At 50.4% G+C, this 21058-nt stretch carries 21 protein-coding genes; 4 read left to right on the top strand and 17 right to left on the bottom strand.

The genetic code is table 11. The features are described from left to right. Positions 1–13: 13 nt before the first annotated feature. The 17 genes from IXC47_RS03150 to rfaH all read right to left on the bottom strand — a co-directional run bounded on the left by IXC47_RS03150 (position 14) and on the right by rfaH (position 17274). The gene (locus IXC47_RS03150) at positions 14–1132 is read right to left on the bottom strand and encodes a DegT/DnrJ/EryC1/StrS family aminotransferase (RefSeq protein WP_195874663.1); all 1119 of its coding nucleotides are present in this window, start codon (positions 1130–1132) and stop codon (positions 14–16) included. Continuing rightward, entirely contained in the window at positions 1129–2355 is a 1227-nt protein-coding gene (locus tag IXC47_RS03145; RefSeq protein WP_195874662.1) for a class I SAM-dependent methyltransferase, read from the bottom strand. Before IXC47_RS03145 ends, IXC47_RS03150 begins: the two co-directional genes overlap by 4 nt. Continuing rightward, a complete protein-coding gene (locus IXC47_RS03140) occupies positions 2352–2915 on the bottom strand; it encodes a dTDP-4-dehydrorhamnose 3,5-epimerase family protein (RefSeq protein WP_195874661.1) in 564 nt (187 codons plus the stop codon). The genes IXC47_RS03145 and IXC47_RS03140 overlap by 4 nt, the downstream gene beginning before the upstream one ends. Next, positions 2912–3982, bottom strand: coding sequence for a CDP-glucose 4,6-dehydratase (gene rfbG / locus IXC47_RS03135; RefSeq protein ID WP_195874660.1), 1071 nt, complete (start codon positions 3980–3982; stop codon positions 2912–2914). The genes IXC47_RS03140 and rfbG overlap by 4 nt, the downstream gene beginning before the upstream one ends. Then, positions 3973–4746, bottom strand: coding sequence for a glucose-1-phosphate cytidylyltransferase (rfbF, locus tag IXC47_RS03130; RefSeq protein WP_195874659.1), 774 nt, complete (start codon positions 4744–4746; stop codon positions 3973–3975). Before rfbF ends, rfbG begins: the two co-directional genes overlap by 10 nt. Beyond that, positions 4743–6059: an ABC transporter ATP-binding protein gene (locus tag IXC47_RS03125; protein WP_195874658.1), complete on the bottom strand. Its 1317-nt coding sequence runs from the start codon at positions 6057–6059 to the stop codon at positions 4743–4745. Before IXC47_RS03125 ends, rfbF begins: the two co-directional genes overlap by 4 nt. Then, positions 6056–6898 (bottom strand): ABC transporter permease, encoded by an 843-nt coding sequence (locus IXC47_RS03120; protein ID WP_195874657.1) that lies wholly within the window; start codon positions 6896–6898, stop codon positions 6056–6058. The genes IXC47_RS03125 and IXC47_RS03120 overlap by 4 nt, the downstream gene beginning before the upstream one ends. A gap of 187 nt (positions 6899–7085) precedes the next feature. Further along, complete coding sequence (locus IXC47_RS03115) at positions 7086–8078, bottom strand: NAD-dependent epimerase/dehydratase family protein (RefSeq protein WP_195874656.1); 993 nt, start codon at positions 8076–8078, stop codon at positions 7086–7088. 10 nt (positions 8079–8088) lie between these two features. Beyond that, entirely contained in the window at positions 8089–9147 is a 1059-nt protein-coding gene (locus IXC47_RS03110; protein ID WP_195874655.1) for an NAD-dependent epimerase/dehydratase family protein, read from the bottom strand. Between the two features lie 19 nt (positions 9148–9166). Then, positions 9167–10102, bottom strand: coding sequence for an NAD-dependent epimerase/dehydratase family protein (locus IXC47_RS03105; RefSeq protein WP_195874654.1), 936 nt, complete (start codon positions 10100–10102; stop codon positions 9167–9169). A 4-nt stretch (positions 10103–10106) separates the two neighbouring features. Further along, positions 10107–11048 carry an NAD-dependent epimerase/dehydratase family protein gene (locus tag IXC47_RS03100; RefSeq protein WP_195874653.1) on the bottom strand — a complete coding sequence of 314 codons (942 nt, stop codon included), beginning with the start codon at positions 11046–11048 and terminating at the stop codon, positions 10107–10109. Positions 11049–11082: 34 nt separating this feature from the next. Then, complete coding sequence (wecB, locus tag IXC47_RS03095; RefSeq protein ID WP_195874652.1) at positions 11083–12180, bottom strand: non-hydrolyzing UDP-N-acetylglucosamine 2-epimerase; 1098 nt, start codon at positions 12178–12180, stop codon at positions 11083–11085. Beyond that, positions 12177–13274: a DegT/DnrJ/EryC1/StrS family aminotransferase gene (locus IXC47_RS03090; RefSeq protein WP_195874818.1), complete on the bottom strand. Its 1098-nt coding sequence runs from the start codon at positions 13272–13274 to the stop codon at positions 12177–12179. Before IXC47_RS03090 ends, wecB begins: the two co-directional genes overlap by 4 nt. 2 nt (positions 13275–13276) lie before the next feature. Beyond that, the gene (locus IXC47_RS03085) at positions 13277–13858 is read right to left on the bottom strand and encodes an acyltransferase (protein ID WP_195874651.1); all 582 of its coding nucleotides are present in this window, start codon (positions 13856–13858) and stop codon (positions 13277–13279) included. 2 nt (positions 13859–13860) lie between these two features. Beyond that, positions 13861–14916 (bottom strand): Gfo/Idh/MocA family protein, encoded by a 1056-nt coding sequence (locus IXC47_RS03080; RefSeq protein WP_195874650.1) that lies wholly within the window; start codon positions 14914–14916, stop codon positions 13861–13863. A gap of 10 nt (positions 14917–14926) precedes the next feature. Next, positions 14927–16222, bottom strand: a complete 1296-nt coding sequence (locus IXC47_RS03075; RefSeq protein WP_195874649.1) for a nucleotide sugar dehydrogenase — start codon at positions 16220–16222, stop codon at positions 14927–14929. A 548-nt stretch (positions 16223–16770) separates the two neighbouring features. After that, on the bottom strand, positions 16771–17274 hold the full coding sequence (rfaH, locus tag IXC47_RS03070) for a transcription/translation regulatory transformer protein RfaH (RefSeq protein ID WP_230089367.1): 504 nt from the start codon (positions 17272–17274) through the stop codon (positions 16771–16773). Between the two features lie 415 nt (positions 17275–17689). Here rfaH and rfbB point away from each other — a divergent pair, with 415 nt between their 5' ends. From rfbB to rfbD, 4 genes are read left to right on the top strand one after another with little or no spacing between them, the layout of a single operon-like run. Next, positions 17690–18688, top strand: a complete 999-nt coding sequence (gene rfbB / locus IXC47_RS03065; RefSeq protein WP_195874648.1) for a dTDP-glucose 4,6-dehydratase — start codon at positions 17690–17692, stop codon at positions 18686–18688. Beyond that, a complete protein-coding gene (gene rfbA, locus IXC47_RS03060; RefSeq protein WP_175625579.1) occupies positions 18685–19575 on the top strand; it encodes a glucose-1-phosphate thymidylyltransferase RfbA in 891 nt (296 codons plus the stop codon). Before rfbB ends, rfbA begins: the two co-directional genes overlap by 4 nt. 2 nt (positions 19576–19577) lie before the next feature. Then, positions 19578–20123, top strand: a complete 546-nt coding sequence (gene rfbC / locus IXC47_RS03055) for a dTDP-4-dehydrorhamnose 3,5-epimerase (RefSeq protein ID WP_195874647.1) — start codon at positions 19578–19580, stop codon at positions 20121–20123. Next, positions 20120–21016 carry a dTDP-4-dehydrorhamnose reductase gene (rfbD, locus tag IXC47_RS03050; protein ID WP_195874646.1) on the top strand — a complete coding sequence of 299 codons (897 nt, stop codon included), beginning with the start codon at positions 20120–20122 and terminating at the stop codon, positions 21014–21016. The genes rfbC and rfbD overlap by 4 nt, the downstream gene beginning before the upstream one ends. Positions 21017–21058: the final 42 nt, after the last annotated feature.

The raw sequence follows: 21058 nt of genomic DNA, 5'->3' as shown, positions 1-21058 counted from the left end.
ATTATTGAGCACGTTAGTTTCGGACAGTGTCGAGTAAGCGATGAATCACTGCCGTTACCCGGCCCAACTCACCTTTGCTGATTTCGTGATAACTTGGCAAATTGATAGCCCTTTCCGGAATGCTCCAAGCGAAGTGATTTGCAATCTCGGACTTGAACATTGGCAGGCTCGAAAGCGGATGAAAAAACACCCTGGCATCAATGTTTTGTTCGGCAAATGCTTTCATTAGGATTTCACGGGTAACGCCCATTTCGTCGGCAAAAACGACAGTCGGCATCCAGGCACCATTCACTACACCAGCAGGCTCGGGATTCAGCGAAACGCCCGCAATTGGCGCTAATATCTCTCGATACACAGCCATAATTTCGCGCTTTCGTGTGATCAAATCATCGATTCGCTCTACTTGAGCGCAACCGATGGCGGCCTGCACATTCGAAATTTTGTACTTGAAGCCGACCATGTCGGGCCAGAACTGCTTGGTTTGCCCGCGTGCACGACCGTGATTTGAAAGTGTCAGTACCGTCTCGTAAAGTGCGGCATCGTTGGTCACGAACATGCCACCTTCGCCGGTGGTCATAGTCTTGGTGCCGTGGAAAGAGAAGCTGCCGAACGCACCCATGCTGCCAGCGCGTTTGCCCTGATACTGCGAGCCGATCGCTTCCGCAGCATCTTCGATGACCGGAATGCCGTGCTTGGCACCAATAGCCAAGAGACGATCCATGTCGCATAGATTGCCGTAGATATGTACTGCCAGTATGGCCTTGGTTTTTGGTGTAATGGCTGCTTCGACCTTGTCCGGATCGAGGCACCAACTGTCTGACTTGATGTCCACAAATACCGGCTTGGCGCCCAGATGCACGATAGGTGCAGCAGACGCGATCCAGTTGGTATCGGCCATAATCACTTCGTCGCCAGGGCCGATGCCAAGCGCAGCCATGCCCATGTGCAGCGCGCCGGTACAACTCGAGGTAGCAATTGCGTACTTGACGCCGAGGTGCTGCTTAAATGCCTCCTCGAAGCGTACGATGTATTCGTAGCAGTGATCTCCCCAACCGTTGCGAACGGCGTCGTTGGCATACTCGATTTCCAGTTCGGTAATCGATGGTTTGGTGTAGTAGATGCGCTGGCTCATGCGATCTCCAGGCGCGGAATCGCGGTCACGAGCTTGCCACCCCATTCCTTGACGTAGCCTAGCTGGACTTCCAGTTCGGCCTTCAAATTCCACGGCAGGATTAATACATAGTCGGGCTTTTCCTGCTTTAGACGTTCCTCGGAAACTATGGAAATGCGGCTACCCGGCATGTATTTGTCTTGCTTGGCTGGATTGCGGTCTACTACGAAATCAATGAGATCAGCGCGAATACCTGCATAGTTGAGCAAGGTATTGCCCTTGGCAGCGGCACCATACGCTGCAACACGCTTGCCATCGCGTTTTGCGTCGAGTAGGAAGCGGATCAGTTCGTACTTGATACGATCGGTGCGCACTTGAAAGTCACGATAGTGCTCAGTACTCAACATGCCGCTTGCCTTTTCGGCAGTCAGTACCTGAGCTACGCGCGCAGATGTCGCGTGCTGGCCGGTATCGGCGCGTTGCGCGTAGACGCGCAGACTGCCGCCATGAGTGGGCAACTCCTCGACATCGAATACGGCCAAACCATTGGCGGCGAATATACGCTGCACCGCTGTTAGAGATAGATATGAAAAGTGCTCGTGATAAATAGTATCGAATTGCGTTTCCGCGAGTAACTTCGACAGATGTGGGAACTCGAAGGTGGCAACGCCCCGTTCTTTGAGCAATAGTGCAAAGCCAGCGGCAAAATCATTGATGTCTGGCACGTGGGCGAGGACATTGTTGGCTGCCGTCAGGTCGGCCTGTTTGCCTTCCGCGACCAGGATCTTGGCTAGTTCAACGCCGAAGAAAGCCTCAACGATATCGATGCCCTTGGCACGTGCGACGGCAGCGGTACTTGCGGTGGGTTCCACGCCAGTGCACGGAATGCCGCGCGCCTTCACGTATTGAAGCAGGTAACCGTCATTGGCTGCAACTTCGACGACATGCGATTGTGCATCGAGGCCGAAACGAGTACTCATGTCGGTGACATACCGTTCCGAGTGCGCTAGCCAGCTTGTGGAGAATCCGCTGAAATAGGCGTAGTCTGCATCAAATAATTCGTCTGCTTGGGCGAAGTCTTCAGTTTGTGCCAACCAGCATTGTTCGCATACCAACACCCGCAATGGGAACCATTTTTCCGGTGCATGTAGGGATTGTTCCGTGAGATAGGCGTTCGATGGAGGGGCGCTAGCGAGATCGACCAGCGGCAGCTTCAGTTCGTTTGCACAGTGGCGACACTTCATGGCATCACTCCTTCGAAACCGGTGGTGATGAGAGCATGTGCTGCATCGCGTTGCGACATTTCAGTGATGGGCATAGGCCATGGAATCGACAGTTTGGTGTCTAGCGGATTCAAGCCGGCTTCGGAGTCGGCGGCGTAGGCGGCAGTGTGCAGATAGAGCATTTCACAGTTGTCTGTCAGGGTTTGGAATCCATGCGCGAAACCTTCCGGGATCGCAAGGGTCTTGTGGTTGTCGGCGCTCAACAGTTCGGTATGCCATTGAAGAAAAGTGGGGGAGCCCTTACGCAGATCGATCACTACGTCGAATACCGATCCTTGCAGGCACGATACAAATTTCATTTCGGCGTGTGGGGCGTATTGGAAATGCATGCCGCGCACAGTGCCCTTGTTCTGCGTTAACGTATGGTTGATCTGCACGATACGGCGTGCACCGAAAATATCCTGCAGCTCGTTCACACAAAACATGCGTTCGAGATAGCCGCGGCTATCTCCCAGCGGTTTGCGTACGAGCACGTTGAGGTCTGCTAACTGCGTCGTCTGGATATCGAAACGGTTGCTCATGCGATGCTCATTGCCGTTTCGTAGGTAGCGATCTGTTGCAGACTGAACGCACGCATGTCGGCGCCTTCGCGCCAAGCCAAGTGCCAATCGACCGTGTGTGCCAGCGCTTGCTCGAGTATCCAGCGTGGGCGCCAGTGCAGGCGTTGTTTGGCCTTGTTGCTATCCAGTTTGAGCAGACCAGCCTCGTGTGGCTGAAGTGTTTGTTCGCACTGCCAACTAGCGCCTGGTACGCGCGCACAAAGATTTTCGACCAGCCATTCGACTGGGCGTGAATCGGTTTCTTCAGGGCCGAAGTTCCAGGCCTCTGCAAAAGCGCTGTTTTCGGTATACAGTTTTTCAGCCAGTTGAAGATAACCCGACAGCGGCTCCAGCACGTGCTGCCACGGACGGATTGCCTGGGGATAGCGAATGGTCAGCGTCTCACCAGCATCGATAGCGCGCAGGAAATCGGGCAAAAGACGGTCCGCTGACCAGTCACCTCCGCCGATCACATTGCCGGCACGGGCGCTACCGAGAGCAATGCCTTGGGCGGCGAGGAAAGAGCGGCGATAGGCGGAGGTCACCAGTTCCGAGCATGCCTTGCTGCTCGAATAAGGGTCGTAGCCACCGAGCGCCTCATCCTCGACGTAAGGTAGATTTCGCTCGCGGTTCTCGTAACATTTGTCGGTCGTGACGTTCAACACGGCCTTGACTCCAGCTGAGTAACGTATGGCTTCGAGAAGATTCACAGTGCCCATCACGTTGACTGCGTAGGTCTCCACGGGAGACGCGTAGGAGTAGCGGACTAGCGGCTGAGCGGCCAAATGCATGACTATGTCTGGTGCTACAGCGAGCAACTTGGCCTGCAGCGTACTGCTGTCGCGAATGTCGGCGATCGTACTGGAAGAGAGGCGCTCCTCCAGGCCAGTCGCAGTATAAAAGCTTGGATGAGTCGAAGGAGCAAGCGCATAGCCGTGTACTTCTGCCCCCATTTCGCTGAGCCATAACGCTAGCCAGCCGCCCTTGAAGCCAGTATGCCCGGTCAGGAAAACGCGTTTGCCACGCCAGAATGAACGGTTTAAGGCCATACTTTCCACGGCGCTTTACCTGAAGCCCAGTAATCTTCCAGCATATTCTTCTCGCGCAACGTATCCATGGGTTGCCAGAAACCTTTGTGTTCAAAAGCTCTCAGTTGGTCATCGGCAGCCAAGCGCATCAACGGTTTTCCTTCCCAACTGGAATGGTCGCCTTCGATGAGATCAATACACTTGGGCGACAGAACAAAAAAGCCGCCATTGATAAGGCCGCCATCGCCTCGTGGTTTTTCCGAAAAACCGCTGACACTGTGACCGTTTAGTTGGAGCGCTCCGTAGCGACCGGGAGGTTGTACGGCAGTAACAGTAGCGAGTTTGCCATGTTGTTTGTGAAAGGCAATTCCCTTGCTGATGTCCAGATCGGAAACGCCATCGCCATAGGTGAAGCAAAAGGCTTCTTCGTCTTTTACATACTCGGCCACACGGCGCAAACGTCCCCCGGTAAGTGTCTCTTCGCCGGTATCGATCAGCGTTACACGCCAAGGTTCAGCCTTTTGCTGATGCACTTCCATTTGGTTGTGAGCCATGTCGAAAGTAACGTCGGACATGTGCAGGAAGTAGTTGGCGAAGTACTCCTTGATAACGTAACCCTTGTATCCGCAACAAATCACAAAGTCGTTTACGCCATGTGCCGAATACATCTTCATGATGTGCCACAGGATCGGCTTACCGCCGATTTCGATCATGGGTTTAGGTTTGAGATGTGTTTCTTCAGAAATACGGGTGCCCAAGCCACCTGCAAGAATAACGGCCTTCATCGTCCCCCCACAATATTCCAATCAAGCAAAGGTCGAATTACCCCTGGGATGCGACCCGCCCAGCCTGATTCTTGGCGTAAAGGATTTTGTTCAATTCGATCTAAAACATAGAAGCTAAGAGCATGCTGTATGAAGAAGGCGGTAGACAGTCCGTTTTGAAAATGATTTACCGCAATTCCGACAGAAAACATTCCGTCGTTCAATAGATGAGCGGGGATAACACAGCACGCGGTGTACTCGTTAGGTGCAATGGCGGTTTGTTCGTTCCAATTATGCGGGGATGCGACAAAAACATAGTTGCCAGCACTGTCTGTAACGTGAACGTTTGGTAGCGGCGATTTGGAAAGAGTTTTATTAACTCTAAATCGTATGCAAAGTCGAATCGGTTCAAAGATGGAGAATTCTAAAGTTTGTGCATTAGCTGAATTTTCCACCCAAGCCGAATCCAAAGTCACATATTCATCACCCGGAGGGTTTGTTTTGTTTCCAAAATCAATTTTGGAAGAGTTGACGTCAGCACCTGTTTGATATCTTAGTACGATATCGGATGTGGAGCCTTGTGCAACTACACGCCCTGAATCCAAAAGAATGCAGCTAGAGCACAACGAAGAAACCATAGGAAGACTATGACTGACAAATAGGACAGTTCTTCCATCTTTTGCTACTTCATCCATCCTGCCCAGACATTTTTTCTGAAATTCCATGTCACCCACTGCCAATACTTCATCGATTAAAAGAATTTCTGGATCAAGATGGGAGGCAACAGCGAATGCCAAACGGACATACATGCCACTTGAATATCGCTTTACGGGAGTATCAAGAAACTTTTCGACGCCAGCGAAATCCACGATAGTGTCAAATTTCTTTTTAATCTCGGCTCTACTCATCCCGAGAATACTGCCATTGAGGTAAATATTTTCCCTGCCTGTTAGTTCAGGGTGAAAGCCAGTTCCAACCTCTAATAAGCTTGCTACGCGGCCGTTGATCTCGATTCGTCCACGTGATAAATCTGTGATGCGCGTGAGTACCTTAAGCAAGGTACTCTTGCCTGCACCATTTTTTCCAATAATCCCAACGACTTCACCAGGTGTGATGTCAAAGCTCACATCATCAAGCACCCATATATCTTCGTTTCGTGTGCGGGGAGCATGCTGCCGACCAGAAATGATATTGAATGCTTGTTGCGCTAATTGTCGAGTTCCTTGGGTAAGTGAATCCCTCAATGAGAGGTAACCCTCACTTTTGTCCTGATGACCGATTGTGTATTTTTTTCCTAGGCCTTGGACGCGTATTGCGAATTCAGAAGTTGTCATATTATATCTGCAAATTTTCTTTCAGTTTTTCTGAACGTCCGTACTCCGAGGTATAAGAAAAGCATGACGACGGCTAGAGAAACAACAAAACCGGGCCAGTATATTGGGCTATCACCCCCAAGAATGCACCATCGAAATCCATCGATTACTCCGACCATGGGGTTGATTGAATAAAGTAGACGCCACTTTTCAGGCACTACAGTGCTGCTAAATCCAACTGGAGAAATATAAATGCCAAATTGAACGATGAAAGGAACAATAAAGCGAAAATCCCGATATTTTACATTGAGTGAAGCAGCTAATAATCCGGGGCCTAAGCTAGCTAGTACAGCTAATAAAACAAAAGCCGGGAGCCAAAGTATTTGCCAGCCAGACCAATATTGGTAGTACAACATCATTAGAAGCAGAACAAAAAAGCTCACCAAAAAATCAACAACAGACACGATGATTGTTGCCGCAGGAATAATCATGCGAGGGAAGTAAACTTTACTGATCAGATTGGCATTTGATATCAAACTATTTGATGTATCTCCCAACGACGCTGAAAACAGCATCCAAGGCAACATGCCTGCCAAAACCATTAAGGCATAAGGTGCATCACCGCTGCTTGGCAATCCCGCTACGCGGCTAAAGACAATTGTGAATACAATCATTGTTAGTAGCGGGCGAAGTACTGCCCATAGGGCTCCTATAACAGTTTGTTTATAACGAACTGAAATATCACGCCATGCCAGGATCAGGAACAGCTCCCGGAATGTCCACAGGTCACGCCAGTATTTTTTTTGCGTGGCACCTGGAGTTAGGATTAAGTGGTGTTTTTCTGTTGAGGATTGATTCATTAAATACCTAACACCCAATGTGGGCGTAAAAATTGGTGACACTCTACGAACATTTCGATCTGCGGGAAGCAATATCCAGAAAGCGTTACGTTAGAGCTTTTATCCTTATTTTCAATAATTAATACGCGTTGCAATTTATTGCGTGTTGATAGTCAAATTTTTTCAGCATTCCTGACGTAATACTCAGTTAGCTAACAGTTTCCGATTTGGAGAAGTGCGATTTTTTATGGTCGAGGCGCCAGGCAATTAACCTGTGCAATCCTTCTCTTAGGCTGACTTCCGACGTGAAGTTAATTTCTTTACGAGCTTTTTTGGGGCACCCAATACGATTGCGTACTAAGGTTGCTTGGCTGCGAGGCGCGTATTGGATTGGTTTGTCGCAACCGGTGATATCGATCAGTATTTCGGCGAGCTCTTTAAGCGACGTACGCGTACCTGTTCCTACGTTGTAAAAATTGTCTGTTGTATCTGCTTGCATGGCACGTATATTGGCTAAGGCACAGTCTTCTACGGCAACAAAATCGAATGCTTCGGAGCCGTCTCCCATAATTGTGGGGCCTTCTCCGTTATCTATTGCATCAAGCATTTTCATAATAACAGCGATATATGCCCCTCGATAATCTTGCCGAGGACCGTATACATTCATATAGCGTAAGCCGACATAGTTCAGGCCGTAACGGTGATGGAATGAACGTAGCATCGCTTCACCAGCTATCTTTGTCGCACCGTAAAAATTTTTGTTGTTGAAAGGATGCTCTTCATCCATTGGTTCTCTTACAGCATCGCCGTAGACCGAGGCAGAGGACGAGTACACTAGCCGTTTTACACCTTGCGCTACGCACGCCTCCATTACATTAAACGTGCCTCGAATGTTCACATCGAAGGCGGTTTGCGGATACTCGTGGCACTGAAGCAGCCAAAGGGCAGCCAGATGAAAAACGCCATCTGCGCCGCTTAGTGCGGCGTGCAAGACGTCGCTTTGCATGATGTCGCCACCCGCTTCGAAAATGCGTACGCGCGGATCCTTGAGAGCCGCCGACAAATTTTCTCTGCTGCCGCGAACAAAATTGTCATAGATGACAATTTCTCTGACATTCTCTTTTAATAGGTGATCAACGGTGTGAGATCCGATCAAGCCGGCTCCACCTATGACCACCAATTTTTTCCCAGTTAAATCCATGCCGATTTCGTCATGATTTAGCCTGAGACATCATCTTGTCGTGCTTGGCAATACTGCGCTTGATCAATTCAGCATTCGCCTTGGTCCATTCCACGGTACGGCGAACCCCTTCACGGATATCAACTTGCGCGGTAAAGCCAAGTTGCTTTTCCGATTTTTCGGTAGATGCAAAGCGCTTACCGGATCTGTCCCAATCTCGTGCTGGCTTCAGATCGAGCGGTGTGGTGTTACCCGTGAATTCATTGATCAGCATTGCAAGATCGAGGATGGTTGTTTCTTTGCCTGTCGCAAGGTTATACACTTCGCCAGATTCGCCCTTGAGCGCGCACGCCATTAGTCCACGGGCCATGTCTTCAACAAAAAGAAAGTCTCGGCTTGCATTACCGCCATTGTCCAAAGGCAAGGCCTCACCATTAAGCGCACGCCAAATAAAGGTTGGTGTCACATTGCGCCATACTGTGTGAACGGTGCCTCGCCATTGACCGGCGCCAAGGATTTCTCTAGGACCATATGCGTTGGAGAAGCGCGCTTTTACGAACGGCAGTTGATAACGCTGGAAATAATAATTTCCATACAGTTCCCCGATGATCTTGGAGATGGAGTAGGGACTGTCGTGGTAAAGCGTAACAGGCTGTTCTTCGGTGGTGGCGGTTGGCTGGTCGAAAGTTTTTTCCGCGACAGCACAAGCGGCAGCGGCATAAACAACCTTCTTCAGGTTTTTTATATCCTTCAGGCGGTCGAATAGCTTAAGGGATGTATACGTGTTGTTGTCGTGATCGGCAAACGGATCGGCAATTGAAGACTGATTGCCATGGAAGCAAGACAGGTGAAATACGTAGTCAAGATCTTGGGGAAGGTCTGCCAGTATTCTATCGCTGGTAATTGAGCCGAATACGAACTTGACTCGTGAATCGCCAGGGATATTGGCTACATCCGATGAAAGCAGGTTATCGACAATGATAATTTCACTTGGATCTTGCTCCAGAATTTGATGGACCAGATTGCTGCCGATAAAACCGGCACCGCCAACTACAAGAACCTTGCTTCCTTTAAAGCTGCTATTAGTCATTTACATATCTCCACATGCATCACTTGGATGTCGTAGGGGCCTTAAGATGCGAATACACATCTGTGATGCCGTATTGATCATACCAAGCCATCTGGCGTTTCACTGTTTCGACGAAGCCGATCTTAGGCTTCCAGCCAAAGGCTTTGAGCGTTTCGTTCGAGTCGAGCGCGACGACTGGGACGTCATCAGCTGCTGGTGGAGTGATTGGTACTTCCTGACGGCCAAGGCCGAGGTAGTCCGTCACAATGTCGAAAATTTCCTTGATCGTGTGAGCTTCGCCACTGGAAACGTTGAACACGCCTGTAGGTGCATTTTCGCTGATGGCCAAGTCCATAAACGCCAGAAAGTCGGACATATCCAAGAAGTCACGCGCAGTATCCGAGCAGAAGCAGCTTTGCCCCGCCTTCAGTCGTTTATAAAACGTCGGGATTGGGCCGATAGCGAGGCGAGGGCCGGTAACGTTTGCGATCCGCAGCGACAACGTCGGAATTCCGGATAAGAGCATGTACTGTTCGCCTGCCGTTTTGGAAATCCCGTAGCTGGTAAATGGCGCGCTTGGATGGCTTGCAGGGATCGGCAGTTGGTTTGGTCGGCCGTAGCTCAACGCCGTCTGGAAATTGATCAGACGTTTCACACCATGAGCCTTGGCAGCCTTGGCAATATACGCACTACCAATGACGTTGGTGCAAGCGTCTTCAACCCAATCATCCGGATCCTTATATGCCGCTGCGGAATGCACGACCAGCTCCGGTTTGAATTGTTGAAAGCAAGCCTCGACAAGTGCCGGATCGGTGATGCTTCCTTCCTTAACGGTCAGGCCGGGAACTTCAGGCACAACTTCCCGTTTGCCGGTGGCAAAATTGTCTATGACATATATTTCATGCCCCTGTGGCAACCAATGCTCGATCAAGTTCGAACCCAGGCAACCGGCTCCGCCAGTAATGAGAATACGCATGGCTTTACTTCTTGTCTTGCAGGCGCAGGTGGGTGTACTCACCAAGTGTGCCGTGCTGTTTATAGTAGTCGATGGCAGCTGACACGGTTTCTTGCATCGAGGTGAACTCGATGTCGCCGAAGTCAGCGAAAGTGCGGCTCGGATCCAGCAAAATGGAAAACACGTCGTCGGGACCCAGCGCCTTAACTTCGGCCTGTGGTTTTTCACCGGTGAAACCCATCGCATTCACGACAGCATTGTAGAGTTCCTGGATCGCCACATCTTTACCGGAGGAGAAGTGATATGCACCGTGACCGACGCCGTCGATCGCCTTCAATACTACGCGAGCAAGATCCTTGACGAACACAAAATCGCGGCGAGCTTCGGTAACGAAGCATTGCTTACCGTCTTTCAGGCGCTGATAGAAGATGGGCAGAGGCCCCGCGACGTTGCGAGGGCCCACGACGTTTGCCAGTCGGAAAGTGACGAAGTCGACGCCGGACAGTTCGAGATAGTACTCATTGGTCGTCTTGGAAATTGCGTAGCTGCTGCTGCCTGGGTTACGTGGATGGTCCAGGCGAATCGGCGACTGGCTAGGCTTAAGTCCATAGCACAGAGCAGTTTGAAAATAAACAAAGCGCTTGACGCCGAACTTCTTGGCAGCGTCCACAATGTTTGATCCGCCAACGCAATTGGTCAGGGAGTCGTTGTACCAATCGTCAGGATCCTTGTAGGAAGCTGCGGTATGCACAACAGCATCTGGCTTGAAATCGCCTACAAGGCGGTCGACAAGTCCTTTGTCAGCAATCGTGTCGATGACAATTTTGAGATTTGGATGGTCGGCCAAGTGTTCACGCCGACCTGTTGCCAGATTGTCGATTACAAGAACTGAGTCGCCGCGCTCTAACAGCATTTCAGCCACATGCGAACCAATTTGTCCAAGACCGCCAGTAACCACTACTTTCATGTTTTGTTCCTTAATAACAGTCGTTAATTTCTAATCAGCCGACATGTTGTCGAACCAATTGCGCCAATATATTCTCTGCAGCGTTGCCGTTTCCATAGGGAGTCACTGTTTTTCTACCATGCTCCCCTTGAATTGCCTTGCTTGCCGCCGATGCGATCAACTCAGCATCAGCACCGACCAGGCAATTCCATCCTGATTCGACCGTCTCCAGCCATTCCGTTTCTTCACGCATAGTGATGCAAGGTACCTGATAAAAAAAGGCTTCCTTTTGAACCCCGCCTGAATCTGTCAGGATGAGACGTGCAGCTTGCTCAAGTGCAATCATGTCCAGGAATGGAAGGGGATCGACAACAACTAAACGATTCAAGCAGGAGGAGAGCTCACGCTCTTCGATGATCTTTCGCGTGCGAGGATGTAGTGGTATCACTACCGGCATACTTTCCGCAACTGTTGCCAAACCTGTCAAGATAGCCTCAAGACGCGTCGGATCATCCGTGTTCTCCGCACGATGGCAGGTCGCTAGCGCAAATTCTCCTTTAGTCAACCCGAGTCGATGCAGTACGGTACTTTTCTGACGAGCTTTGTCGCGATAGTAAAGCGCCACATCATACATGGCATCACCTACGTTGTGCACACCGCGAGTAATCCCTTCGGAGGCCAAATTACGGACAGCAATATCCGTAGGACAAAACAGCAGGTTTGATACACGGTCTGAAAGAATGCGATTGACTTCTTCTGGCATGCGCATATTGAATGAGCGCAAACCAGCTTCTACATGGGCTACCGGGATATGCAGCTTGGCAGCGGCAAGTGCGCCGGCAAGTGTCGAATTGGTGTCGCCGTATATCAACAACCAATCCGGCTTTTCGTCGAGAAGCACTTTTTCTATCCCTGAAAGCATGCGCCCCGTCATAGCACCATGGCTGCCACCAGCGATCTCGAGATTGTATTCCGGGCAAGGAATGTCAAGTTCTTCAAAGAAGACTTGCGACATGTTTTCATCGTAATGCTGACCAGTATGTATGATGAATTCACTCAACTGACCGGAGTAGCTTTCTCTGGCGACACGCGATACCGCTGCTGCTTTAATGAATTGTGGGCGTGCACCGACGATAGTCGCAATTTTGATCATTGCTTAATCCCGGCCAAAAGAGCCGCACAAATTTTGTCCTGGTCATCAATGGTGAGGTCTGGGCTCATCGGTAGACTCATTACTTCACCAGCAATTTTTTTGGATGCTGGGGTGTGTCCCGCCTTGCATAAGTCTCGATATGCAGGTTGTTCGTCGAGTGGAACAGGATAATGGACGGCCGTAGGGACCCCGCATTCGTTCAGATATTTTTGCAGATTAGTGCGATCTTGAACACGCACGGTGTATTGACCAAAAATGCTGGTGCGATCCGAGCGTTGAACGATGGTCGTGACACCTGCTTCACCCAGAATTTTGTTATAGCGTTGGCCTATCAGCAGGCGTTGTTCTACTTCGTGGTCAAAGCGATCCAGTTTGGCCAGCACGATTGCGCATTGGAGCGTATCCATGCGCCCACCAACACCAATACGTGTGTGTACGTAGCGCTGACTTTGTCCGTGAACGCGAATTTCCTTGCAGGCTAAAGCAATGGCGTCGTCATTGGTAAAGATGGCTCCGCCATCACCGTAGCAACCCAAGGGTTTGCTCGGGAAAAAGCTGGTGCATCCTATTGTGGAGAGGTTGCAGCTTTTCTTGCCTTTGTATTCGGCGCCGAAACTTTGTGCGGCGTCCTCAATGACGGGAATGTTGCCGTGGCGCGCTGCGATGGCGTTGATTTCATCCATGTCTGCTGGTTGGCCATACAGGCTGACAGGCATGATGGCTTTGGTTCGCGGAGTAATCGCGGCTTCGATCAGCTTGGCGTCGATGTTGCCGGTATCGGGTTCAACGTCCACGAATACCGGTATGGCACCGAGTAACACAATGACCTCGGCGGTTGCTACGAACGTGAATGGCGTAGTGATGATTTCATCTCCGGTCTTGATACCGAGGGCCATTAAGGAGATGAGCAAGGCTTCCGTACCAGAGGCCACGGTGATGCAATATTTTGCACCTGTGTATGCCGCTAGCTTTTCTTCCAGTTCCTTGACTTCAGGCCCCATGATGTACTGGCCGTGTTCCAGTACCTGGTTGATCCGCCGCTGAATTTTAGGTTGGAGAGCCTTGTATTGTGTTTTCAGATCGATAAAGGGAATCGTCATCCTTTTGCTTTCGTAAGAGTCTGGCCTTCCAACGTATAGGTGGAGCCATCGTGAGGGCAGATATATTGCCCGTCGCCGGAAAGTGGTAATTCGATTTGTTCGCCGTATTCACTCATCCAGCCAATTTGTCGAGCAGGTACGCCCACCATTAAAGCGTAAGCAGGCACATCCTTGTTGACGACAGCGCCTGCGCCAACAAAGCCAAACTCACCAATCGTGACGCCACAAACGATCGTGCTGTTTGCGCCCAAGGTTGCACCTCTCTTGACCAAGGTGTCGCGATATTCGCTTTTGCGTTCGATTAAGGAACGTGGGTTGTATACGTTGGTAAACACCATGCTGGGGCCGCAAAAAACGCCTTCTTCGAGGGTCACATTGTCATACACGCTGACATTGTTCTGAATTTTGCAGGAGTCACCGATCACTGTCTTGTTGCCGACAAAAACGTTTTGTCCCAGGGACACGCCTTTGCCAATTCGGGCACCGCCACACACATGGACAAAATGCCATACGCGGCTACCGTCACCGATTTGTGCGCCTTCATCGACAATGGCGCTTGGATGAATGGTTACAGCCATGCTCAATACTCCAGTGGGAGCGACACAGTCTTACCGTCACGCGCAGCGAGATAGGCACCTATCAGCAGTTCCAGCGATTTGAGGCCTTCGCGTCCGTCTGTTTCCGGCTCAGCTACACCACGCATGACTTCTACTACATTGTTGTAGTAGAGCGGATGGCCAAAGCCATACACTGAAGTAGTCTGGTAGTTGGCATCTTTAATCTGGGCATCATAGTCTTGTACATCTGCGAATTGCCACAGTTGTATATCGTTTACCGCAACACCGCCGACGCGTACGGTACCTTTTTCGCCGAGGATGGTGATGCTGCCTTCCAGATTTTGCGGATAGGTGAGCATGGTCACGCTCATGGATCCCAGTGCACCGCTACGCCATTTGACGTTCAGGACGCCGGTGTCTTCAGTTTCGATGTCACGGGTCGTGCTCATCATCGCCTGAATTTTTTCTACCGGGCCGATCAGCCAATCCAGCAAGTCAACATAGTGGCTGGCCTGATTCATGAAAGCGCCGCCATCGAACTCCCAGGTACCGCGCCATTTTGCGGCATCGTAGTATTCCTGTGGACGGGTCCAGAAGACGTTGATGTTGACCATATGTATGCGGCCAAAACGCTTCTGTTCAACTGCGCGTTTAAGGAGTTGCAGTGTCGAATTGCGACGATTTTGCTTCACAACGAAGAGGCGTACGCCTGCATCGTCGCAAGCCTTGACCATGCGCAAGCCATCTTCCCAGCGTGTCGCCATTGGTTTTTCAGTCATGACATGACGTCCCGATTTGGCAACCTCGACTGCTTGATCCGGGTGCAAGCCACTTGGAGTGGTCAGAATGACGATGTCAGCCGTAGTCGTTTTCAACATTTCGGTGAGGCTGAGATGGCCTTTGGCACCGGTCAGTTCTACTGCGTTCTTGAGCGCATCGCTGTTGACGTCGCATACATCGACGATTTCAATGTTCGATGCATGTTGTTTCATCGCATTGAAATGATTGGCCGCGATGCGGCCGCAGCCGACGAGTGCCATGCGGATCTTGCGATCAGTGATGGTAGGATAATTTCTCATCGTGTTCTCCTTAGAACCTGAAAACTGTGAAGCCGGCTGCTGCACTGGCATGTCGGTCGAATAATGCTTTGAGATCGCCGAGTACTGGCTTGTCGCCACGACAGAGGCTGCGTAATTCAGCGACGTTTTCGCGTCGGAATTCATTGTGACCCACTGCGACAATTAAAGAATCGACCGGATGTTCGGCATCTATGGTGCCCAGGCGAATGCCGTATTCGTGGAATACTTCTTCGGCATCGGCCCAAGGATCGCTCACGACAACATTGACGCCCCAGTTTTGGAGTTCCTGGACAAGATCAGCAATTTTGCTGTTACGAATGTCAGGGCAGTTTTCCTTGAAGGTAATCCCCTGAACGCCGACGGTGCTGCGTGCGACGTCGATGCCGTTTTTCAGCATGAGTCGGATAGTGCTGCGTGCTGCGTAGCGGGCCATGTTGTCGTTGATGCGACGTCCGGCAAGAATGACTTGCGGGTGATAACCGACTTCCTCTGCCTTGTGCGTGAGGTAATACGGATCAACGCCGATACAGTGACCTCCAACCATGCCGGGGCGGAACGGGAGGAAGTTCCATTTGCTACCCGCAGCTTCCAGGACTTCGATAGTGTCTATGTCCAGGCGTTCGAAGATAACGGAGAGTTCGTTGACCAAGGCGATGTTCAGGTCACGTTGCGTATTCTCGATTACCTTGGCTGCTTCAGCGACCTTAAGACTGGTTGCCGGGAATGTTCCGGCCGTGATGATGCTTGAATAGAGGGCGTCGACTTCCTTGGCTATTTCCGGTGTCGAGCCGCTGGTGATCTTGCGAATTTTGGTCAAGGTATTGACCTTGTCACCCGGATTGATACGTTCCGGGCTATATCCGCAGAAGAAATCACTATTAAATTTAAGTCCGGAAGTCTTTTCCAGTACTGGTACGCATACCTCTTCTGTGCAGCCGGGGTAAACCGTCGATTCGTAAATTACGAGTGCGCCAGCCTTCATCGCTTTACCCACGGTCTCGCTGGCTTTGATCAGCGGCGTCAGGTCAGGGCGATTGGCCTTGTCAATTGGAGTCGGGACCGTGACGATGAAGATGTCACAGTCGCTAAGAGCTTCCAATTTATTGCTATAAGTAAGTTGTTTGGCTGTGACGAGTTCTTCGGGAGTCACTTCCAGTGTACTGTCTTTGCCGGAACGTAATTCGAGTATCCTGCCCTCATTGATATCGAAGCCCAGAACGGGTCTGGTTTTGCCGAATTCAACTGCTAATGGCAAGCCAACGTATCCTAAGCCAATGATGGCTATTTTTTTATCCTTTAAGGTCACAGTTATTCCCAGCTGTAAAGTCAATGATTGGTTAGACCCAAACTACCGAATGGCGCTACTTTGTTCACTGCGCCAGTTTTACTGATTAAATCAGAGCGCCGCACGCACATCGTGCGGAAATAATTTGCTCTCAGGTATTCAGGAAAGTGGACGTTCAAGCACTTGGCTGTCATTTCAAGCACGGAGCGCATCAAAACATTCGGACTAACGGGTAAGCCCGTGTTCGGTACGAATTGCAGCGCTGCAACGTGAATCAAATTGAGAAAACCAAGGATGATACCACTGTCAACATTGCAAAAGACGCTTGCACAAGGCGTCGGCCTCGCAATGAGGGTGGGGTGAAAAGCAGGCTTCGATAGGGGGAGAATTTTGATTGATTCTTTAATTGTTTTTGTACTAAATCAAGCACGCTACCGCCGTGCCGTTTTACGATCGGCAAGCGCTGGTGGCGTGGCTAGTGACACACTCAAATGACGCCTCTGAGTGTGTATCAATTTTGACACAATGGGTAAGCTTTGAAAACCCTTTTGTAAAGCAGCGACAAGGGCTTAATTGACTTTTCGCAAGCTGTTAGTGGTGGCGCGTAAAGTCACTGACTTGCTCAATAACTCAATGAGCACCATGGCGCGATGTTCGCCATCGGCCATCTGGTAAACGCCTTCGAGTCCGGCAAAAGCACCTTCTGTCAGCCGCACGCGTTCGCCAGCCGTATACAAGCGCTTGGGTTCAATTCGGACTGAGTTCTCTTGTGCCTGGAGCAAATTAATCAGGCTTTCCGCGACCTTGGCGGGCTCCTTGCCAAAGCTTACCAAGCGGCTGACGCCGACGGTGGAGCGTATCGGGGCCCAGCTCTTGGCAGAATCGCCTTGTCCGAGCCGGATAAATAGGTAACGGGGAAATAATGCCTCATCTGCCACTTCCAACATGCCTTGCCGCAATCTTTCGGCTCGCAATGTCGGCAAATCGCACTCATAACCTTGCTGTTCAAGGTTTTGCAAAGCACGATTTTCTTGTCTTGGTTTTGTATGGATAAGATACCAGTCCATATTCATCCCAACCTCTCGCTCTATGTTTTATTTCTTTGAATGTCGCCGTATTATAAATTTTTTATAGGCGGTAATACGGCTTTATGCACATACTATACGTCGTGTGAAAATCGGAGCGTCGCTTTTGTTTGCGAATATTACAATTTCGGCTGATAGAGTGAATGTATATATGTGCAAATTTTTATCGAACTTCGATTAAAAATGGCCTATGACGACGAGAGCTTATTGTTTTGGCAATATGTTGCTCATAGTCAATTTTAGCCATAATTATAGTGCAATCCCGTGTACCCAGAGTAGGGCTGGGCAATTCCAACATTAATTTAATGTCAACATTCTTGTTTCTCTGTACGACAACGATGTATTTGCATACACAAGTACACACTCAAATAGTCGCTCATCATTTATCTAGTGAGCGGCGATCATGATCCTCGTCACTGGTGGGGCTGGCTTTATAGGCTCTAATTTCGTGTTGGACTGGCTGGCACGCGGCAATGCTGCAGTATTGAATGTTGACAAGCTGACTTATGCTGGCAATCTGCACAATTTGGTGTCACTCAAAGGTGATATCCGCCATACATTTGTACTCGCCGATATCTGTGACGGTGAAAAAATGAGTGCTTTGCTGAATGCATACAAGCCGACAGCCATTGCGCATTTCGCCGCCGAAAGCCATGTGGACCGCTCTATCCAGGGGCCAGCGGAATTCATCCGTACGAATATCAACGGAACATTCAAGCTGTTGGAGGCCGCGCGCGCCTATTGGTCTGGCTTGGAAAATCAGGAGAAGGAACAGTTCCGTTTCCTGCACGTTTCGACTGATGAGGCCTATGGTTCGCTCGAGGCGGGCGATGCCCCATTTTCTGAAGCAACCGCCTACGCGCCCAACAGTCCATACTCAGCCTCCAAAGCGGCATCGGATCATTTGGTACGTGCTTATTTCCATACCTACGGCCTGCCGACACTGACAACGAATTGTTCCAACAATTACGGTCCTAATCATTTTCCGGAAAAGTTGATTCCGTTGATGATAGCGAATGCCCTGGCAGGAAAGGATTTGCCGATTTACGGTGACGGGCAGCAGATACGTGATTGGCTTTATGTTGGCGATCATTGTGCTGCACTGCGTCTGGTTCTTGCAGATGGCGTGCCTGGTGAAACATATAACATCGGTGCGCAAAATCAAAAAACCAATCTCGATGTGGTATTTACCTTATGCGATATATTGGATGAATTGAAGCCATTAGCTTTTGGCAAAAGCTATAGGCAACAGATTGTGTACGTAGCAGACCGTCCTGGTCATGATCGCCGTTATGCAATAGACGCAAGCAAAATCGAACGTGAGCTTGGCTGGAGACCGCTTGAGGCGTTTGATACCGGAATTCGTAAAACGGTGCAGTGGTATCTGGATACTCACCCATGAATCCGGGCAACCGCAAAGGGATTATCCTCGCAGGAGGTTCTGGTGCGCGCTTGTATCCGGCGACCGTGGCTATATCCAAACAGTTGTTGCCGGTCTACGATAAGCCGATGATTTACTATCCGCTGACGACCCTGATGTTGGCTGGCATACGTGACATTCTGCTGATTTCTACCCCGCAAGATATTCCACGTTTTCAACAGTTGCTCAACGATGGCAGCCAATGGGGTGTTAACTTGTCGTATGCAGTGCAGCCTTCGCCTGACGGTCTGGCGCAGGCTTTCATCATTGGTCGTGATTTTATCGGGAACGATCCTTCGGCCTTGATATTGGGAGACAACATCTACTACGGTCATGCTTTTGACCGGCAATTGATGCAGGCATCAGAACGTCTCCAGGGCTCAACCGTATTTGCTTATCATGTGCAGGATCCGGAGCGTTATGGCGTGGTTGAGTTTGATGCGCAACATCAAGCTGTCAGCATAGAAGAGAAGCCATTAGTACCCAAATCAAATTATGCAGTTACGGGCCTGTATTTCTACGACAATCAAGTGTGTGATATCGCTGCATCGATTCTGCCGTCCGGACGTGGAGAGCTGGAAATTACAGACGTAAATCGCGCTTATCTGGCGCGGGGTGAACTGAATGTTGAATTAATGGGGCGCGGTATGGCCTGGCTGGATACCGGCACGCACGAGTCTTTGCTGGAAGCCGGGCAATTTATTGCTACCATCGAACATCGTCAGGGATTGAAAATCGCCTGTCCGGAAGAAACGGCTTTCCGCAAGGGGTACATAAATGCGAGCCAAATGGAGCGATTGGCTGAGCCGCTGAAAAATACAGCTTATGGCAAGTACTTGCTGCGTATTCTCGACGATAAAGTGCTGTAAGTATGAAAGCTATCGCCACATCAATCCCAGATGTTTTATTGATAGAGCCGACAGTTTTCGGTGACGAAAGAGGTTTTTTCTTTGAGAGTTTCAACGAAAAAAAATTTGCTGAGGTCACAGGTAAAACAGTCAGGTTTGTACAAGACAATCACTCCAAATCGGCGCACGGTGTACTGCGCGGTTTGCATTACCAGATACAGCAATCGCAAGGCAAACTGGTGCGCGTAGTATCAGGAACAGTCTTCGACGTAGCCGTAGACATCCGCAAAAGCTCTCCCACATTCGGCCAATGGGTAGGCGCAGTCCTATCCGCAGAAAACAAACGCCAAATGTGGATCCCCGAAGGATTCGCGCACGGCTTCGTCGTCACCAGCGATACTGCAGAATTCCTTTACAAGACAACTGACTATTGGGCGCCTGAACACGAGCGCTGCATCGCCTGGAATGATCCTGCCATTGCCATCGACTGGCCTATCAACGGCATGCCCACGCTGTCAGTCAAAGACCAAAAAGGCGTTTCCCTGGCAGAGGCCGAGGTGTTTGCTTGAAGATCCTGCTGACAGGGCGCAGCGGGCAGGTCGGTTACGAGCTGCAGCGTACCTTGCAGGGCTTGGGGCAGGTGATAGCGCTTGATCGTTCGCATATGGATTTGTCCGACCTGAATCAGGTACGTACTGTCATCCGTGAAGTAAAGCCGCAGTTGATTGTGAATCCGGCGGCCTATACCGCGGTCGATCTGGCAGAGAGCGAATCTGAACTGGCGATGCGTATCAATGCGCAAGCGCCCGAAGTGATGACACAGGAAGCACGTAAGCTGGGCGCTGCGATGATTCACTATTCGACAGATTACGTGTTCGATGGCTCGCAAGCCGACAGCTATACCGAAGACGATTTGCCGAATCCGCAAAGTGTTTACGGCCGTAGCAAGCTGGCAGGTGAGCAGGCGATACAGGCTGCAGGGATTCCACATCTGATTTTGCGTACGAGCTGGGTATATGGTGCAAGAGGAAAGAATTTCTTGCTGACCGTGCGTCGACTGGCGCAGGAGCGGGATGAGTTGCGCATAGTCGCTGATCAGTTTGGCGCGCCGACCTGGTGCCGGACGATAGCTGAGGCGACAGCGCATGCATTGATACAGATGCAGAGGTATTCAGGTACGCAGCCAGATGCCGAACTGGACCATGAAGTCTGGCAAAGTCGTGGCGGTTTGTACCACTTGACCGCGCAAGGGCGGACTAGTTGGCATGGTTTGACGCAAGCTATTCTGGAACATCCATCGGTTACGAAGAAGCCGCGGCTGACAGCGATAGGTACGCAGGATTATCCGTTGCCAGCCAAACGTCCGGCTAATTCATCCTTATCGTGTGAACACTTTATGCAGACATTCTGCGGCTTGCCTGGCTGGGATGAAGCTTTGAAGCTTTGTCAGGACGGGATGTAAAACAACCATCTGGGACAATAAAAAACTGCCGGAAGATCGCGT

Origin of the sequence: Herminiimonas contaminans (assembly GCF_015645465.1) — a bacterium.
GTDB lineage: Bacteria > Pseudomonadota > Gammaproteobacteria > Burkholderiales > Burkholderiaceae_D > Oxalicibacterium > Oxalicibacterium contaminans.
This window is presented reverse-complemented; position numbering and strand designations above follow the sequence as displayed.

Bases quoted from the DNA above. Each gene is read 5' to 3' on its own strand.
- IXC47_RS03150 (WP_195874663.1), bottom strand. From the start codon at position 1,132: ATGAGCCAGCGCATCTACTACACCAAACCATCGATTACCGAACTGGAA.
- IXC47_RS03145 (WP_195874662.1), bottom strand. From the start codon at position 2,355: ATGAAGTGTCGCCACTGTGCAAACGAACTGAAGCTGCCGCTGGTCGAT.
- IXC47_RS03140 (WP_195874661.1), bottom strand. From the start codon at position 2,915: ATGAGCAACCGTTTCGATATCCAGACGACGCAGTTAGCAGACCTCAAC.
- rfbG (WP_195874660.1), bottom strand. From the start codon at position 3,982: ATGGCCTTAAACCGTTCATTCTGGCGTGGCAAACGCGTTTTCCTGACC.
- rfbF (WP_195874659.1), bottom strand. From the start codon at position 4,746: ATGAAGGCCGTTATTCTTGCAGGTGGCTTGGGCACCCGTATTTCTGAA.
- IXC47_RS03125 (WP_195874658.1), bottom strand. From the start codon at position 6,059: ATGACAACTTCTGAATTCGCAATACGCGTCCAAGGCCTAGGAAAAAAA.
- IXC47_RS03120 (WP_195874657.1), bottom strand. From the start codon at position 6,898: ATGAATCAATCCTCAACAGAAAAACACCACTTAATCCTAACTCCAGGT.
- IXC47_RS03115 (WP_195874656.1), bottom strand. From the start codon at position 8,078: ATGGATTTAACTGGGAAAAAATTGGTGGTCATAGGTGGAGCCGGCTTG.
- IXC47_RS03110 (WP_195874655.1), bottom strand. From the start codon at position 9,147: ATGACTAATAGCAGCTTTAAAGGAAGCAAGGTTCTTGTAGTTGGCGGT.
- IXC47_RS03105 (WP_195874654.1), bottom strand. From the start codon at position 10,102: ATGCGTATTCTCATTACTGGCGGAGCCGGTTGCCTGGGTTCGAACTTG.
- IXC47_RS03100 (WP_195874653.1), bottom strand. From the start codon at position 11,048: ATGAAAGTAGTGGTTACTGGCGGTCTTGGACAAATTGGTTCGCATGTG.
- wecB (WP_195874652.1), bottom strand. From the start codon at position 12,180: ATGATCAAAATTGCGACTATCGTCGGTGCACGCCCACAATTCATTAAA.
- IXC47_RS03085 (WP_195874651.1), bottom strand. From the start codon at position 13,858: ATGGCTGTAACCATTCATCCAAGCGCCATTGTCGATGAAGGCGCACAA.
- IXC47_RS03080 (WP_195874650.1), bottom strand. From the start codon at position 14,916: ATGAGAAATTATCCTACCATCACTGATCGCAAGATCCGCATGGCACTC.
- rfaH (WP_230089367.1), bottom strand. From the start codon at position 17,274: ATGAATATGGACTGGTATCTTATCCATACAAAACCAAGACAAGAAAAT.
- rfbB (WP_195874648.1), top strand. From the start codon at position 17,690: ATGATCCTCGTCACTGGTGGGGCTGGCTTTATAGGCTCTAATTTCGTG.
- rfbA (WP_175625579.1), top strand. From the start codon at position 18,685: ATGAATCCGGGCAACCGCAAAGGGATTATCCTCGCAGGAGGTTCTGGT.
- rfbC (WP_195874647.1), top strand. From the start codon at position 19,578: ATGAAAGCTATCGCCACATCAATCCCAGATGTTTTATTGATAGAGCCG.